The organism is Mesorhizobium sp. P2_E9 (assembly GCF_056403815.1).
In genome coordinates this window covers 420,123-435,366 of record NZ_JBFUET010000009.1, presented here as the reverse complement: position 1 = coordinate 435,366, position 15,244 = coordinate 420,123, and the positions used below count along the sequence as shown (strand labels likewise).

The following is a 15,244-nucleotide window of genomic DNA, read 5'->3' as shown; positions in this document are numbered from 1 at the left end:
TCGCCTCTCGCGACCTCAATGCTTGATCCGATCCCGCATCGCATACCACAGCATGCCCAGGACATAGAGTGGCCCACGCAGCGCCGTGCCGCCCGGGAAGGGCATCGGTGTCAGCGTCGAGAAGAGATCGAGCCGTGAAGCATCGCCCGTGATCGCTTCCGCCAGCAGCTTGCCCGACAGCGTCGACAGGATGACGCCCTTGCCGGAATAGCCATGCGCGAAATAGACCTCGCCATAGTGCCCGACATGCGGCAGCCGCGACGTCGTCACCGACACCAGCCCGCCCCAGGCATGATCGATGCGGCAGCCCTTGAGCTGCGGAAACGTCGCTTCCATGTGCGGCCGCACGAAGCCGGCAATATCGGCCGGCGGCGATGGCGTGTAGCGCTCGCCGCCGCCGAACAGCAGGCGGCCGTCCGCCGACATGCGGTAATAGTTGACGACGAAGCGTGTGTCCGACACCGCGACATTGGCCGGAATGACGTTGCGTTTGCCTTCCAGCGGCTCGGTCGCGACGATGTAGTTGCCGACCGGCATGATGCGGCTATTGACACGCGGCTCCAGCCCATTGAGCAGCGCATCGCCCGCCAGCACGACATGCTTGGCCCGGACCGAACCCTTTGATGTCGAGACTCGGATCGAAGGCTCGCGCTCCAGTTTCACCGCCACCGAATTCTCGTGGATGACGACGCCGGCCGTCACTGCCGCGCGGGCAAGGCCGAGCGTGTAGTTCAGCGGATGCATGTGACCGCCAAGCGGCTCATACATCGCGCCGTGATAGGGCGTATCGACCTTGGCGCGAGCGTCCGCCGCCGACAGGATCTCGACATCGCGGAATTTCATCACGCTTTCGAGGCACTTTGCTTCGTCCTCGAGGTCTTTGAGGTCGGAGCCGTTGACGGCGCCCACCAGATGGCCGGTGAGCCTCAGATCGCAGTCGATGGCGTGGCGCTCGATGATGTCGAGCACCAGGCCACGCGCTTCGAAGGCAAGGTCGAACAGCACCTTCGCCCGCTCCGGCCCGTAAAGCTTGACCAGGCCCTTGGCGCCCTTGCGCAGGCCGGGGATCATCTGGCCGCCATTGCGGCCCGATGCACCCCAGCCGATCTTGCCGCCTTCGAGCAGAACCACCTTCAGGCCGCGCTCGGCGGCGTGAAGGGCCGCCGACAGGCCGGTGCAGCCGCCGCCGACGACGACCAGGTCGGCCTCGATATCGCCGACAAGCGCCGGATGGTCCGGCGCCGGATTGGCGGTGGCGACATAATAGGATCTGCCGATATCGAGACCGGAATTGAAACCCGTTGAAGATGCCATGATCACACCTTCAGCAGCAAATGGTCGCGTTCCCAGCTTGTCACCACGCTCTGGAACAGGTCGAGCTCGACGCTCTTGACGCGCAGATAGGTCTGGAAAAAATCCTCGCCGAGCAGTTGCCGCACTGGATCGCAGGCAGTGAAGCGATCGAGCGCCTCCTCCATGGTTTTCGGCAGCGTGCTCTTGATCTTGTAGGCATTGCCCGAAGCCTCGGCCGAGCGCGCCAGCTTCTGCTCGACGCCGAGATAGCCGGCGAGTAGCGATCCGGCGATCGCCAGATAGGGATTGGAATCGGCGCCCGGCAGTCGGTTCTCCACCCGTCGCGCGGCGCGGCCACCGGCCGGCACGCGCAGGCCGCAGGAGCGGTTGTCGTGCGACCACTCGATGTTGGCCGGCGCGCTGTGGTTCGGTCTTATGCGGCGGAACGAATTCACGTTCGGCGCGAACAGCGGCATGATCTCAGGGACATATTTCTGCAGGCCGCCGATGAAATGGCCGAACATCTCGGTGTCGGCATCGTTAGTGCTGGCAAACAGCGCATTGCCCGCTTCATCGACAACAGACATGTGCAGATGCATCGAGCTGCCAGCCTGGGCGGCGATCGGCTTGGCCATGAAAGTGGCGTGCATGCCGCATTGCTGCGCGGCCTGCCGCGTCAGCCGCTTGAACAGCAGCACCTGGTCGGCAAGCGGCAGCGCGTCGCCATGCAGGAGATTGATCTCCAGCTGCCCCGTGCCCGATTCATGGATCAGCGTATCGAGCGGCAGGCCGGCGGCCGCGGCATAGTCATAGACGCGGCGGATCACCGGCTCGAATTCTTCCAGCGCCGCCATGTCATAGGGATGCTGCACGCCCTCCGCGCGGCCATTGGCGCCGACCGGCGCGGTCAGCGGCTTGTCCGGATCGGGATTGGGCGCGGTGAGATAGAATTCGAGTTCCGGCGCCACCACCGCGCGCCAGCCGCGCTGGCGGTAGAGATCGAGCACGGCGCGCAGCACATGGCGCGGCGAAGCCATCCACGGCCTGCCGTCCATGTGGAAGGCGTCGGCGAAGACATAGGCCTTCCCCGCACCCGGCGCCAGGCACAGCGTCGAGACATCAGGCACCATGCGCATGTCCGGGTCCGAATAGGCAAAACCCTCGTCGATCGAGCCGGAGTAACGGCCATCGATGCTGACCAGGAAGGCGCTGCTCGGCAGATAAAGCGCGCGGTCTTCCAGCGCCTTGAGGAACTTGGCCGTCGGCAGCGCCTTGCCGCGCAGCACGCCGTTCATGTCGGGCACTAGGCATTCGACCTCGTTGATGCCGTGCTGGGCCAGCCAGGCCTTGGGGTCGGTGGAGGCTATGGCGGTATTCGTTATCTTGTCAGGCATTTCGTTCAAGTCCGTATCAGAGAGAGTATGGCTTGCGCGGCCACGTCCGTTCCGGGTTTCAGCGCCATCTGGGCTGCATTGTCCCTTAGGCGGGCGCGCATGGCGTCGTCGGCCAGCAGGCCGAGAATGGCTCTCTCCAATACTCCTTCGGTCCAGCCGTCACGGCCGATATGATCGCCGGTGCCGGTCTCTTCGGCGCGGCGCGCATTGTCGTGGCCGTCCCAGCAATAGGGCATGATCAGCGACGGCACGCCGAAGCGCAGCGCCTCGCAAAAACTGTTGTTGCCACCGTGGTGGATGAACAGGTCGGATTTCGCCACCACGGAGGGCTGTGGAAACCAGGCGTCGAGATAGACATTGTCGGGAACCGCGCGATAGGCGTCGCGCAGGCCGCCGACATTGACGATGAAGCGCGCCGGCAGCCGGTCGAACACCGCAAGCATGCGCTCGATCAGCCCGACATCCATGGCGCCAAGGCTGCCGAAGGCGACATAGACCAGCGGTCCGCCATTGCGTGGAAACACCGGCACCTCGAACGGCCCTTCCGACCGCACGCAGCCTTCTAGATAGACGAAGCGCTGCGGATCAAGTGGCTCAGCCCGCTCGCGCCGCACGATCGCCGGCGTCAGCAGCAGATTGAGGTCGGGCGAACTTTCCAGGAACAGGCCCTTGGGCAATGGCGTCAGGCCGGCATCGACGCGAAACCGGTTGAAGCGGTCATGCGCCGGCGCCGAGGCCGAGAGATAGCGGGCCTCGAACGCCGCGCGTTGCGGGTCGTCAGCGCCCATTCCTGAAAGGTAGGGCGGCACTTTGGCGTCGGGCAATTCCGTCTCGGCGCAGGAGACGACGCGCACCCACGGGCAGCCGGCGGCGGCGATCGCCGGGAACATGATGACATTGTCGAGCACCACGGCGTCGGGCTTCAGCCGCGCCAGCAATTGGCGCAAAGGCGCCTCGGCATTGACGGCGGTGTCGACGATCGCCTGCCAGGTCGGCGCGACATAGGTCTCGAGCTGGTCGATCGGGCTCAGCCGGAAATGCGGCAAATGCCGGCGCACGAAGGCCTGCCAATAGCTCTGGCGCTCGCTGTCGCTCAGCGGTTCATCGGTCGGCAGCTGGTATTCCTGGAAACCATAGTCGGCAAAGACACCGGAGAAACCGGCATGGCAGATGAAGACGGGCCGCGCGCCCTTGGCACGCAAGGCCTGCGCGATGCCGACGCAATTCAACGCGGCGCCGAAGCTTGCTTCGGGAAACAGCGCGATGGTCGGGCTGGCTTTACGCGTCAATCAATCCTCGTCATTCCGGCCGGCTGATCATGCCGAACAGCGCGGGGGCGCCGCGGCTGGCCGCTTGCGGTCGCTGGTTGCGGGAGAGCCGCAGATGGATGCGAAGCAGATCGGCAGCCACCTCATACTGCCGGCTTTCGAGATGGTCGAGTATGTTCAAATGTTCCAGCAGGGATTGCCGCAGCCGGAAGACGTTGACGCCGGCATAGATGCCCGGCAGCCGGCGCAGCCTGAGATGATCGGCCAGCGCGTCGGTGATGAAGCGGTTGGCGGAACCCTCGGCGATCATGCCGTGAAAATCCATGTCCAGCCGCTGGAATTCGCGCGTGTCGAACGCAGCATCCGGCAGCGCCGACAGTGCGTCCATGCCCTGCCGCAACGCCGCCGCCCGCGCGCCGTCCAGCTGAAAGCCAGGGGTCAGGATCGCAGCGGGTTCCAAGAGCAGACGGAACTCGTAGCTTTCGCCTTGCGCTTCCGGATCGTCGGGCGTGCGGCGGAAAAGCCAGGACTGGCCGGGCGCGCGGTCCAGCAGATTCTCTTCCGTCAGTTTATTAAGCGCTTTTAGTACCGTCTTTCTCTCGGCACTGTACCGCCGCATCAACCCGGCGGCGGTCACTGTCTGGTCCAATCGCCGTGCCGACCGGTCGCGCAGGATCGCTTCGGCGAGCTCGTCTTCCTCCGTGGCGGGCAATTCGGCTGATAGGGCCGACTGCGCGGTAAGGTCGACCGCCAGATGATAGCCGGTATCGGCCTCCCAACGCACGACGCCCCGTTCAGCCAGCAGGCTGAGTGCGGCCCGCACCGGCGTGCGCGAGACATTGCACAGCGAGGCGATCTGCTGCTCCGGGAGACGCGTGCCGGGTTCGAAACCGCGCTGCCGCGCCACATCCAGGATGCGCTGCGCCAGATCGAGATGGTTGGTGCGAGGTCGTCGGGCTGCGGCTTGCATGGACTTGTCTCGGCGGATGGATGGAGCCTTATTGGTTTGGCCGATCGCCGGCACAAGCGCAATCGGCCAGATTCCTCGGTCAGTTGACAAATTATGGATTGACGTACTTTTTTCTGCAATAGTACTGTCAGCACAATCGGCAACAAAAAAGACCGAGGGAACGGATCGGAGCAGCGGCATGGGTCGCGCCGGGTCCAAAGACAGAATTCGACGATCAACCGGAATGGGAGTCTGCCATGACCGCTACCAGCCCGCGGCGCCGTGCGCTCAAGCTATCTTCAATCGCTCTCGGCCTTGCCCTGGCGCTGTCTGCGCCCGCAACCGCTGCCGACCTCGTCATCTCCAACTGGGACGGCTACATGGCGCCCGACGCCATGGCCGCCTTCAAGACCGCGACCGGCGTTTCCGGCGAAGTGGTGGTGCACGCCACCAACGAGGAGATCATGGGCAAGCTGATTGCCGCCGGCGGCAAGGGTTACGACGTGGTCTTCGTCTCATCGCCCTTCGCCGAAGTGCTGAACAAGCTCGGCCTGACCGAGTCGATCGAACACGCCAAGGTCCCCAACCTCGCCAACCTCTACCCGGAAGCGGCCAAGCTGCCGCACGATGTCGGCAACACTTTCTCCGTGCCCTACACCTGGGGCACGACCGGCCTTTGCTACCGCTCGGACCTGGTGAAAGTAGCGCCGACGAGCTGGAGCGATTTGCTCGCGCCTTCCGACGAGCTGAAGGGCAAGACCACCATGCTGGCGACCGATCGCTGGCTGCTCGCCGCCGGCCAGCTCGACAAGGGTTTTTCCGTCAACGAGACCGACCCGGCCAAGATGGCCGAGGTCAAGGACCTGCTGATCTCGGCCAAGAAGACCTTGCTCGCCTATGACGACACCACCTTCTATTCCAAGCTGGTTTCGGGCGAGGCGCTGATGGTGCAGGCCTGGGACGGCTGGTGCAATTACGGCATCGCCGAAAAACCCGAGATCAAATACGTCATCCCGAAAGAAGGCTCGGATTTGTGGGTCGACACGATGGTGGTGATGAAGGCATCCGAGCACAAGGACGACGCCTTCAAGTTCATCAACTTCATGCTCGACGCCAAGAACCATGCCTGGGCAGCACAGAACATCGACTACAAGGTGCCGAACAAGCCGGCGATGGAAAGCCTGCCGGCTGATTTCCTGGCCAAATTCCCCAACATGGCGATGCCGGTGGCCGACCTCGTCAAGTTCGAGCAGCTGCGTGACGTCGGCGAAGCCCAGCGCGACTATTCGAAGATCGTCAGCGAGATCAAGGCCGCGCAGTAAGCGGCGCAGACATCACGGCCGGCGGTGCTTCTGCCGCCGGCCCTGAGCGGTATCCGAGAAATTGTCCCAGACCCGACTTCGTTCCTCCCTGCTGATGGCCCCGGCGCTGGTCTGGTTGACCGCGCTGATGGTGGTGCCGTGCGCGCTGGTGCTGGCGCTCGCCTTCTTCCGGCGCGGTATCTATGGCGGTATCGACTACACCTTCACGCTGGAGAATTTCGGGCTGGTCCTCGACCCGCTCTACGCAGGCATCTTCCTCAAATCGGCGCGTATCGCCGGCACCGCTACCCTGATCGCCGTGGTGATCGGCTATGCCGCCGCCTATGCCATCGCGGCGGCACCGCGCCGGTGGCAGCCGGTGTTCCTGTTCTTCGCCGTGCTGCCGTTCTGGTCGAACTATTTGATCCGCACCTATGCCTGGATCGTGCTGCTCAACCGCGAAGGCCTGATCACGCAATTGCTGCGCTGGTTCGGCTATACCGGCGAGCCGCCGTCGATGCTTTACACCGAAGGCGCTGTCATCGCCGGCCTGGTCTACAACTATCTGCCCTTCGTCATCCTCGCCTGCTACGCGCCTTTGTCGCGCCTCAACCCGGAACTGGCCGAGGCCTCGCGTGACCTCGGCGCTTCCGCAGCCACCACATTCCGCCGTGTCATCCTGCCGCTGACCGTGCCCGGCATCGCTGCCGGCGCCGTCTTTGTCTTCGTGCTGTCGATCGGCAATTTCGTCACCCCGGCACTGCTCGGCGGCGGCCGCTTCCAGATGATTGGCAATCTCGTCTACGACCAGTTCCTGACCGCCAATGACTGGCCGTTCGGCGCAGCGCTCGCCATGGCGCTGATCGCCATCATGCTTCTGGTGCTGATGGCGCAGGCCCTGGCCGCCGACCGCGCCGCTGGGCGTGCTGCTGAGGCAAGAGGTAACGCCGATGGCTGAGCACGTCTTCCTTCCCTTCTCCCCGTTCACGGGGAGAAGGTGCCCCGAAGGGGCGGATGAGGGGCGGCGCCAGCCTTTGCGATGCTCAGCGCTGCCCCTCATCTGCCTGCCGGCATCTTCTCCCCGTGAACGGGGAGAAGGACGCAGTTCGTTCACGCGACTCCAAACCATTGGAGGCCTGCGATGACCCCGTCTTTCACCCGCACCCTCGGCATGCGGACCATCCTCATCCTCGTCTTCGCCTTCCTCTACATCCCGATCGCCGTGCTGGTCGCACTGTCCTTCAACGAAGGCGGACTGCCCACGGCATGGTCGGGCTTTTCGCTGAAATGGTATGTCTCGCTGGCCCACAATTCCGCGATCCTCTCAGCCGCGCTCAACACGCTGATCGTGGCGCTGGTCTCGACGGCAATCGCCACATTGCTCGGCACTTTGCTGGCGATCGGCGTCGAGATGCGACGGCAATATGGCAAGGGGCTCGAAGCCCTGATCTTCGCGCCGATGATCATTCCCGACATCGTGCTGGCGATCGCACTGCTGTCGTTCTTTTCCATGCTCAACCTGACCATGGGCCTGCATACCATCATCCTTGCCCATGTCGTCTTCAACCTCGCCTTCGTCTGCTCGGTGGTGCGCGCAAGGCTGAAGAGCTTCGACTGGTCGATCGTCGAGGCCTCCGCCGATCTCGGCGCCTCCGCGCTCACCACCTTCCGGCGGGTGACTTTGCCGGTCATCCTGCCGGCGGTGATCGCCGGCGCCCTGCTTGCCTTCACGCTCTCGGTCGACGAGTTCATCATCGCCTTCTTCACCGCTGGCGCTGGCCGCGCCTCGACCACGCTGCCGATGCAGATCTACGCCATGATCCGCTTCGGCATCACGCCGGAGATCAACGCGCTGGCAACAATCGTCATGGCGGTCTCGATCACCGCGCTCACCCTGTCACAGCGGCTCAACCGTGGGATTATTGGTCAATGAGCGAACCGCGCACGCTGCTGGCCATCGATCATGTGTCGAAGACTTTCGGCCGGGTCACCGCCGTCGACGGCATCTCGCTCGATATCAGGGAGAATGAGTTCTTCGCTTTGCTCGGACCATCGGGCTGCGGCAAGACCACGCTGTTGCGCATGCTGGCCGGCTTCGAGACGCCAAACGACGGCCGGATCCTGCTCGACGGCAAGGACATCGCCCGAACCCCGCCCAACAAGCGGCCGGTCAATCTGATGTTCCAGTCCTACGCGCTGTTCCCGCATATGAGCGTCCGCGCCAATGTGTCCTATGGCCTCGAAATGGAGCGCTTGCCGGCTAAAGAAATCCGCTCCCGCGTCGACGCCATACTGGCGACCACCGAACTCGTCCCCTTCGCCGACCGCAAGCCGGAGCAACTCTCGGGTGGCCAGAAGCAACGCGTGGCGCTCGCTCGCGCCCTGGTCAAGCGGCCCCGGCTGCTGCTGCTCGACGAGCCGCTTGGCGCCCTCGACAAGAAATTGCGTGGCGCCATGCAACTGGAACTGAAGCGCCTGCAGCACGAGGTCGGCATCACCTTCGTCATCGTCACCCATGACCAGGAAGAATCGCTCGTGATGGCCGACCGCATGGCGGTGCTGAAGGACGGCCGACTGCTGCAGTGCGACACGCCGCATGCAATCTATGAACACCCCGCCGACCGCTTCGTCGCCGACTTCATCGGCGTGATGAATTTCGTCCCGGGCAAGGCGTCAGCTGATGGCGTGATAGCGGCCAACGGCGCGCGCATTGCCGGCAAGGTTCCCGCCACACTCACATCGGACGCATCGGCCGTGGCCTCGGTGCGGCCCGAACGCATCCGATTGTTCCCGTCGCCCGAGACCGCGAACCGCACCAACGGCACGGTTGAGGCACTGGCCTATCACGGGCTGGACCTGCAACTGCATGTCCGCACGCCGCTGTCGCCAAAGCCGTTCCTGGTGCGCGTCACCGCCGATGCCGCCGACCGCCGGCCGGTGTCATCGGGCGACCAGGTCGAAATCGGCTGGGATGCCGCCGATGTCAGAATTTTTGAGGAATAGAGGAGAAGCTTGATGGCGCAGAAGACGATCGCGTTCTTTCCGGAAGCGGCCTATGGCCCGGCGCTTAATTCCGTCGGCATCGCGCAAGCCGTCGAGGCGCGCGGCCACAAGGCTGTGTTCCTGTCGGATCCCGGCTTCGTCGAGGTGTACAGGGGCTACGGTTTCGAAGCGCATCCGGTGAACCTGTCGGAGCCGATGCCGCCCGAGCAGATGGCGAAATTCTGGGAGGATTTCATCAACGGCCACATCCCGAACTTCCGCAAATCGCCCTACGATCAGGTCGACAACTATGTGAAGGATTGCTGGACCGCGATCGTCGACAGCGCGAAATGGGCGCAGAAGGATCTGCCGGGCGTGCTGGCCGCCATCAAGCTCGACGTGATCTGCGTCGACAACGTCATCCTGTTCCCGGCCATCAAACAGTTCGGCAAGCCGTGGGTGCGCGTCATCTCCTGCTCGGAAAACGAGATCGAGGACGAGGACATCCCGCCGCATCTCTCCGGCTGCGGCGAGAACGACCATGCCGGGCACCAGCGCTACCGCGACCACTTCAACGCGGTGATCAAGCCGATCCATGACGACTTCAACGCCTTTCTCACCGCCAACAACGAGGCGCCCTATCCGATCGGCCAGTTCTTCGAGGCCTCGCCCTATCTCAACCTGCTGCTCTATCCCGAGGCAGCAAAGTTCAAGCGTCGCCATCCGCTCGATCCGGCAAAGTTCCAGTATCTCGAAGGCTGCGTGCGGCAGGAAAAACCTTACGCTGTACCGACCTTCGCGAAAAACAATGATGGGCCTCTGCTCTATGTCTCTTTCGGCAGCCTTGGCGCCGGCGACGTCGAGCTGTTGAAGCGCATCATCGCCACGCTCGGCAAGACGCGCTACCGCGCGCTGGTCAATGTCGGCGGCTACAAGGACCAGTATACGGATGTGCCCGGCAACGTCATCGTCGAGAGCTGGTTCCCGCAGCCTTCGGTGATCCCGCAGGTCGATGCCGTCATCCACCACGGCGGCAACAACTCGTTCACCGAGTGCCTCTATTTCGGCAAGCCGGCCATCATCATGCCTTATGTCTGGGATGGCCACGACAACGCCACCCGCGTCGAGGAAACCGGCCACGGCTTCGGCATGCCGCGCTACGACTGGAGCGATGCCGAGCTGGTCGCGAAGATCGAGACCTGTCTGACCGACCCGGCGATGAAGGCGAAGCTGGCAAAAACATCGGCACAGATGCATGCGCAGAACGGGCCTGAAAAAGCGGCTGGTTTGCTGGAGGCGCTGCTGTGACCTCCTCCGCCCCGCACCTCTACCAAGCATCCACCCGCACCGATCTCGTCGACTGGGGCGCCCAGCCTGACGCGCTCGAAGGCGCGTCGCATTCCATTGGCCGGCTTGTCCACAAAGGTCCAAACAACCAGCCGGAATCCGGCATCTGGGTGTGCACGCCAGGCCGCTGGCGGCTCTCGATCCCGCGCGATGAATTGTGCCATTTCGTCGCCGGCCGCGCGACCTACCGGTCGGATGTCGGCGAGGTGATAGAAGTCTCCGCGCAAACCGTGGTCATGTTCCCCGCCGGCTGGACGGGCGAATGCACCGTGCATGAGACCATGCGCAACGTCTACATGCTGGCCTGAACAACGGAGCTAACCACATGTCGACACCGCACTGGCCGCAGGCCGCGAGCGTGGAACTGGAGGATTGGGGCGCGGGCAGCAACACGCTTGCCGGCGCGCCGCGCGCCTCCGGCAAAATCCTGTCGCAGAACCCGGACGGATCGAGCGAATGCGGCCTGTGGTCGTGCACGCCGGGCACCCGCAAGGTCACCTTCGCCGCCGACGAGTTCTGCCACTTCCTGTCGGGGCAAGGCAGCTATGTCCACGACAATGGCGAACAGATTCCGGTCACGGCCGGCACACTGGTGTTCTTTCAAGCCGGCTGGACCGGCATCTCCATCATCACGCAAACGCTGACCAAGGCCTTCATGTGCCGGTGATCACTTTTTCAAGGAATTCCATATGACCACGCCAATTATGCAATCGCCGCTCGCTATCACCGACCTCGTCGACTGGGGCGTCATCCCGACCATGATCGAGGGTGAGTCCCATACTTCGGGCAAGCTGCTCTACAAGGGGCCGGAAGGCCGTTCCGAATGCGGCTTGTGGGTCTGCACCCCCGGCAAATGGCACTGCCACGTCACCCGCGATGAATTCTGCCACTTCCTCGAAGGGCGCTGCACCTATGTCCACGAATCCGGCGAGGTCATTGAGATCGAACCGGACACGGCGGCCTTCTTTCCGCAGGACTGGAAAGGCGTCTGCACCGTCCATGAGACGATCAAGAAGGTCTACATGATCCGCTGAGCGGACCTGAAAGGACGACCATGGATTTCACCCCTGACCGGCCGACCTTCTTCGTCAACCCGGACTACCGGCCGATGGCTGGCACGACCAAGCCGGTGATCGATCCGGCGACGCTCGAAACGGTCGGCGCCATCGCCGCGGCCAGCGATGGCGAGATCGATGCCGTGCTCACCGCCGCAACCAGGGCGCAGGCTAGCTGGAAGAAACTCGACGCCAAGAGCCGGGCCAAGCATCTGCATGCCATCGCCAACGCCATCGAGGCCGCCGACTTCACCCGTTGCGCCGAACTGATGGTGCGCGAGATGGGCAAGCCCTATCCCGAAGCCATCGGCGAGATCGCCAATTGCGCGCCGATCTTCCGCTATTATGCCGAGATGGCGCGTGACGATGCCGGCAAGATCGCCGGCACGACGCAGGCCGGTTCGTTCCAGTATGCGCGCTACGAGCCGTACGGCGTCTCCGTCCACATCATGCCCTACAATTTTCCGATCCTTTTGATGTGCTGGACCGTCGCCGCTTCGCTCGCTGCCGGCAATGCCTGCGTCATCAAGCCGGCCGAAGCGACGACGCTGTCGACGCTGGACTACATGACTGTGTTCCGTTCGCTGCCCGAAGGCCTGATCTCCTGCCTGCCCGGTGGCGCGGCGACCGCGCAGGCATTGATCACGTCCGACCGCACCCACGCCGTAGCCTTCACCGGCTCGGTCGCCGCCGGCAAGGCGGTGGCGGTGGCTTGCGCCGAACGCATGAAGCCATGCGTCATCGAGGCCGGCGGCAGCGATCCGCTGATCATCAGTGAGCATGCGCCGCTGGAGGTCGCCGCGGCCGGCAGCGTCACCGCCGCGTTCCACCTTACCGGTCAGGTCTGCACCTCGGCCGAGCGCTTTTTTGTCGTCGATGCCGTGCATGATCGCTTCGTCGCGCTGTTTGCCGAGAGGACGCGGGCCCTGCGCATCGGCAACGGCATGGACAAGACCGAGATCGGACCGCTGGTCAGCGAGGCGGCTCGCGCCAAGGTCATGCGCCTGGTCGATGACGCCATTCGCAATGGCGCCAAGGCTGTGAACGGCGGGCGCATCCCACCAGCGCACAATGTCGGCTGGTTCTACGAACCGACCATCCTGACCGGAGTCACTCCCGACATGGCGATCGTGCGCGAAGAATGCTTCGGGCCGGTGGCGGCGATCTGCCGCGTGCAAGATTTCGACGAGGCGATCCGGCTTGCCAATGACAGCCCGTTCGGGCTCGGCGCCTCGGTGTTCACCACGGATCTCGCCGAAGCGCATGAGGCGGCCGAACGGCTGGAGGCCGGCATGGTCTGGGTCAACAACCCGCTGATCGACAATGACGCCTTGCCCTTCGGCGGCTGGAAGGCATCAGGCCTCGGCCGTGAACTCGGGCGGCAGGGGCTGGATGCCTTCCGCCGCTCGAAGATGGTCATCATCGACCACAAGCCGGCAATCCAGGACTGGTGGTACCCCTATCCCGACAGCTGGTTCCGCGAGACCGGCGGCCGCAAGCACGTGTGAGGGCAGCGGCGCTCGATACTGCTTTACGGATAGCGCGGTCAGCCCGTTGCCTCGGTCTCCCAGGAACCGGTCTCGGCCATCCGTTTCAGCAGCGGCGCCGGCTTGAAAACATCCTTGCCAGTCTGCTGATGCCAATAGTCGAGCCGCTCGATGATCCTGGCCGCGCCTTCGAGACCGGCCCAGAACATCGGGCCGCCCTTGCCGATGGGAAAGCCGTAGCCATTGACCCAGACGACATCGATGTCGGAGGCGCGCGCCGCTATGCCTTCCTCCAGTATCTTGGCGCCCTCATTGACCAGGGGGTAGAGCGTACGCTCGATGATTTCTTCCGCACCGATCGTGCGCGACTCGATGCCCTTCTCGGCTGCCTTGTCGCGGATCAGCGCCTCCACCTCGGGATCGGCAACGCCCGCCCGCACACCGGCCTCGTAGAGATAGAAGCCACGGCTGGTCTTCTGGCCGAAACGCCCCTGTTTGCACAGCGTGTCGGCGATCACGGCCGTGAGGCCCCGCGCCTTGCGGTTGCGCCAGCCGATATCGAGGCCGGCGAGGTCGCCCATCTGGAACGGACCCATCGGCCAGCCGAAATCGGTGAAGGCCTTGTCGATCTGGCTGGGCGTAGCGCCTTCCAGCAGCAGCGCCTCCGATTCCGAACCACGCGCTGCCAGCATGCGGTTGCCGACGAAGCCGTGGCAGACGCCGACGACGACAGCCACCTTGCCGATCCGCCGCGCCATATCGACTGATGTTGCCAGCGCGTCCGGTGCGGTCTTGTCGGCCCGCACGATCTCCAAGAGCTTCATGACATTGGCCGGTGAGAAGAAATGCAGGCCGACCACATCCTGCGGGCGCGAAATCGAGGCGGCGATCTCGTTGATGTCGAGATAGGAGGTGTTGGTGGCGAGGATGGCGCCCGGCTTGGCGAAGGCGTCGAGCTTGCCAAAGACTTCCTTCTTGACCGCCATGTCCTCGAACACCGCCTCGACGATCAGGTCGCACTCGGCGAGATCGGCATAGTCGGTCGAGCCCTTGAACTGGGCCAGCCGCTGACGCTTGGCATCTTCGGTCAGAGAACCGCGCGAAACGGAGACAGCATAGTTCTTCTCGATCGTCCCCAGCCCGCGCTGTAGCGCCTCCTGGCTGGTTTCCAGCAAGGTGACGGGATAGCCGCCATTGGCGAAGGCCATGGCGATGCCGCCGCCCATCGTGCCCGCGCCGATGACTCCGACGCGCGCGATCCTGCGCTTGACAATATCCTTGCCGGGAGCCTTAGCCGCCTCACGCTCGGCGAAGAACAGATGCCGCTGCGCCCGCGACTGGTCGCTGGCAACCAGCCCAGCGAATAGCGCGCGCTCCGCCGCCAGCGCCTCGTCGAAGGGCAGCGTGACGGCATTGCGCACCGCTTGCGCACAGGCGATCGGCGCTTCGAGGCCCCGCGCCTTCTTTGCAAGATCTGCTACCGCGGCGTCGAAGGCCGTCAGGTCGGTTTCCGCAAGCAAGTCATCGCGATCGCGCACTGGCGTGAAGGGACCCCCCTTGCGGGCGATTTCGCGGACGAAGTTCACGGCATGCGTGGTCAGATCGCCTTCGAAGACAGCGTCGACGAGGCCCGCTCCATGCGCTTCGGCAGCGCCGATCGGCGTGCCCGAGACAATCATCTTCAGGGCCTTCACCGCGCCGACCAGGCGCGGCAGCCGCACCGTGCCGCCGCCGCCCGGCAGGATGCCGAGCTTCACCTCCGGCAGACCGAGTTTGGCGCCAGCATTGGCAACGCGGAAATGGCAGCCGAGCGCCAGTTCGAGACCGCCGCCGAGCGCGGTGCCGTGGATGGCGGCGACCGTCGGCTTGGTGATGGTCTCGAGCATCACGATCAAGGCGCGCAGATCGGGCTGCTGCACCGGCTTGCCGAACTCGGTGATGTCGGCGCCGGCGACAAAAGTCCGGCCAGCGCAGGCGATGACAATAGCCGCGACCGAAGCATCATCGCGCAAGCCGACCAATACCTGCATCAGCGGCTCGCGGACATGAAAGCTCAGCGCATTGACCGGCGGATTATCGATGGTGACGATGGCGACGCCATTCTCGTTCACGACGCTGACGGAACTGGACAAGCGGAGCCCTCCCGAGGCCAACTGCGATCGCGGAAG

The 15,244-nt window shown here is 64.1% G+C and carries 14 protein-coding genes; 9 read left to right on the top strand and 5 right to left on the bottom strand.

Annotated elements, in window-relative coordinates; translation table 11 throughout:
- Window positions 1-15: 15 nt before the first annotated feature.
- Genes AC1D05_RS18625 through AC1D05_RS18610 form a run of 4 tightly spaced genes read right to left on the bottom strand, consistent with a single transcriptional unit; the run spans window position 16 to window position 5,105 of the window.
- On the bottom strand, window positions 16-1,314 hold the full coding sequence (locus AC1D05_RS18625; protein WP_477442762.1) for an NAD(P)/FAD-dependent oxidoreductase: 1,299 nt from the start codon (window positions 1,312-1,314) through the stop codon (window positions 16-18).
- A 2-nt stretch (window positions 1,315-1,316) separates the two neighbouring features.
- Complete coding sequence (locus AC1D05_RS18620; RefSeq protein WP_477442760.1) at window positions 1,317-2,687, bottom strand: glutamine synthetase family protein; 1,371 nt, start codon at window positions 2,685-2,687, stop codon at window positions 1,317-1,319.
- 5 nt (window positions 2,688-2,692) lie between these two features.
- Complete coding sequence (locus tag AC1D05_RS18615) at window positions 2,693-3,976, bottom strand: glycosyltransferase (protein ID WP_477442759.1); 1,284 nt, start codon at window positions 3,974-3,976, stop codon at window positions 2,693-2,695.
- Window positions 3,977-3,986: 10 nt separating this feature from the next.
- Window positions 3,987-5,105, bottom strand: a complete 1,119-nt coding sequence (locus AC1D05_RS18610; protein WP_477442757.1) for a GntR family transcriptional regulator — start codon at window positions 5,103-5,105, stop codon at window positions 3,987-3,989.
- 56 nt (window positions 5,106-5,161) lie between these two features.
- On the opposite strand from AC1D05_RS18610, the gene AC1D05_RS18605 reads away from it, so the two are divergent.
- The 9 genes from AC1D05_RS18605 to AC1D05_RS18565 all read left to right on the top strand — a co-directional run bounded on the left by AC1D05_RS18605 (window position 5,162) and on the right by AC1D05_RS18565 (window position 13,097).
- Window positions 5,162-6,226 (top strand): polyamine ABC transporter substrate-binding protein, encoded by a 1,065-nt coding sequence (locus AC1D05_RS18605; protein WP_477442755.1) that lies wholly within the window; start codon window positions 5,162-5,164, stop codon window positions 6,224-6,226.
- A 94-nt stretch (window positions 6,227-6,320) separates the two neighbouring features.
- Entirely contained in the window at window positions 6,321-7,163 is an 843-nt protein-coding gene (locus tag AC1D05_RS18600; protein WP_477442923.1) for an ABC transporter permease, read from the top strand.
- A gap of 183 nt (window positions 7,164-7,346) precedes the next feature.
- Window positions 7,347-8,138: an ABC transporter permease gene (locus AC1D05_RS18595; protein WP_477442753.1), complete on the top strand. Its 792-nt coding sequence runs from the start codon at window positions 7,347-7,349 to the stop codon at window positions 8,136-8,138.
- Window positions 8,135-9,208: an ABC transporter ATP-binding protein gene (locus tag AC1D05_RS18590; protein ID WP_477442751.1), complete on the top strand. Its 1,074-nt coding sequence runs from the start codon at window positions 8,135-8,137 to the stop codon at window positions 9,206-9,208. Before AC1D05_RS18595 ends, AC1D05_RS18590 begins: the two co-directional genes overlap by 4 nt.
- 12 nt (window positions 9,209-9,220) lie before the next feature.
- Window positions 9,221-10,495 (top strand): nucleotide disphospho-sugar-binding domain-containing protein, encoded by a 1,275-nt coding sequence (locus tag AC1D05_RS18585; RefSeq protein ID WP_477442749.1) that lies wholly within the window; start codon window positions 9,221-9,223, stop codon window positions 10,493-10,495.
- Window positions 10,492-10,842 carry a cupin domain-containing protein gene (locus AC1D05_RS18580; RefSeq protein WP_477442748.1) on the top strand — a complete coding sequence of 117 codons (351 nt, stop codon included), beginning with the start codon at window positions 10,492-10,494 and terminating at the stop codon, window positions 10,840-10,842. The genes AC1D05_RS18585 and AC1D05_RS18580 overlap by 4 nt, the downstream gene beginning before the upstream one ends.
- Before the next feature lie 17 nt (window positions 10,843-10,859).
- Window positions 10,860-11,201, top strand: a complete 342-nt coding sequence (locus AC1D05_RS18575; protein ID WP_477442746.1) for a cupin domain-containing protein — start codon at window positions 10,860-10,862, stop codon at window positions 11,199-11,201.
- A 22-nt stretch (window positions 11,202-11,223) separates the two neighbouring features.
- Window positions 11,224-11,568: a cupin domain-containing protein gene (locus tag AC1D05_RS18570; protein WP_027059488.1), complete on the top strand. Its 345-nt coding sequence runs from the start codon at window positions 11,224-11,226 to the stop codon at window positions 11,566-11,568.
- Between the two features lie 20 nt (window positions 11,569-11,588).
- Window positions 11,589-13,097, top strand: coding sequence for an aldehyde dehydrogenase family protein (locus tag AC1D05_RS18565; protein ID WP_477442744.1), 1,509 nt, complete (start codon window positions 11,589-11,591; stop codon window positions 13,095-13,097).
- 38 nt (window positions 13,098-13,135) lie between these two features.
- Here the strand turns inward: AC1D05_RS18565 and AC1D05_RS18560 are convergent, their stop codons facing one another.
- Complete coding sequence (locus AC1D05_RS18560; RefSeq protein WP_477442742.1) at window positions 13,136-15,208, bottom strand: 3-hydroxyacyl-CoA dehydrogenase NAD-binding domain-containing protein; 2,073 nt, start codon at window positions 15,206-15,208, stop codon at window positions 13,136-13,138.
- Window positions 15,209-15,244 lie beyond the last annotated feature (36 nt).

Coding starts and splice junctions, on each gene's coding strand:
- AC1D05_RS18590 (WP_477442751.1), top strand. CDS start 8,135: ATGAGCGAACCGCGCACGCTGCTGGCCATCGATCATGTGTCGAAGACT.
- AC1D05_RS18570 (WP_027059488.1), top strand. CDS start 11,224: ATGACCACGCCAATTATGCAATCGCCGCTCGCTATCACCGACCTCGTC.
- AC1D05_RS18610 (WP_477442757.1), bottom strand. CDS start 5,105: ATGCCGCTGCTCCGATCCGTTCCCTCGGTCTTTTTTGTTGCCGATTGT.
- AC1D05_RS18600 (WP_477442923.1), top strand. CDS start 6,321: ATGGCCCCGGCGCTGGTCTGGTTGACCGCGCTGATGGTGGTGCCGTGC.
- AC1D05_RS18625 (WP_477442762.1), bottom strand. CDS start 1,314: ATGGCATCTTCAACGGGTTTCAATTCCGGTCTCGATATCGGCAGATCC.
- AC1D05_RS18605 (WP_477442755.1), top strand. CDS start 5,162: ATGACCGCTACCAGCCCGCGGCGCCGTGCGCTCAAGCTATCTTCAATC.
- AC1D05_RS18595 (WP_477442753.1), top strand. CDS start 7,347: ATGACCCCGTCTTTCACCCGCACCCTCGGCATGCGGACCATCCTCATC.
- AC1D05_RS18565 (WP_477442744.1), top strand. CDS start 11,589: ATGGATTTCACCCCTGACCGGCCGACCTTCTTCGTCAACCCGGACTAC.
- AC1D05_RS18585 (WP_477442749.1), top strand. CDS start 9,221: ATGGCGCAGAAGACGATCGCGTTCTTTCCGGAAGCGGCCTATGGCCCG.
- AC1D05_RS18620 (WP_477442760.1), bottom strand. CDS start 2,687: ATGCCTGACAAGATAACGAATACCGCCATAGCCTCCACCGACCCCAAG.
- AC1D05_RS18575 (WP_477442746.1), top strand. CDS start 10,860: ATGTCGACACCGCACTGGCCGCAGGCCGCGAGCGTGGAACTGGAGGAT.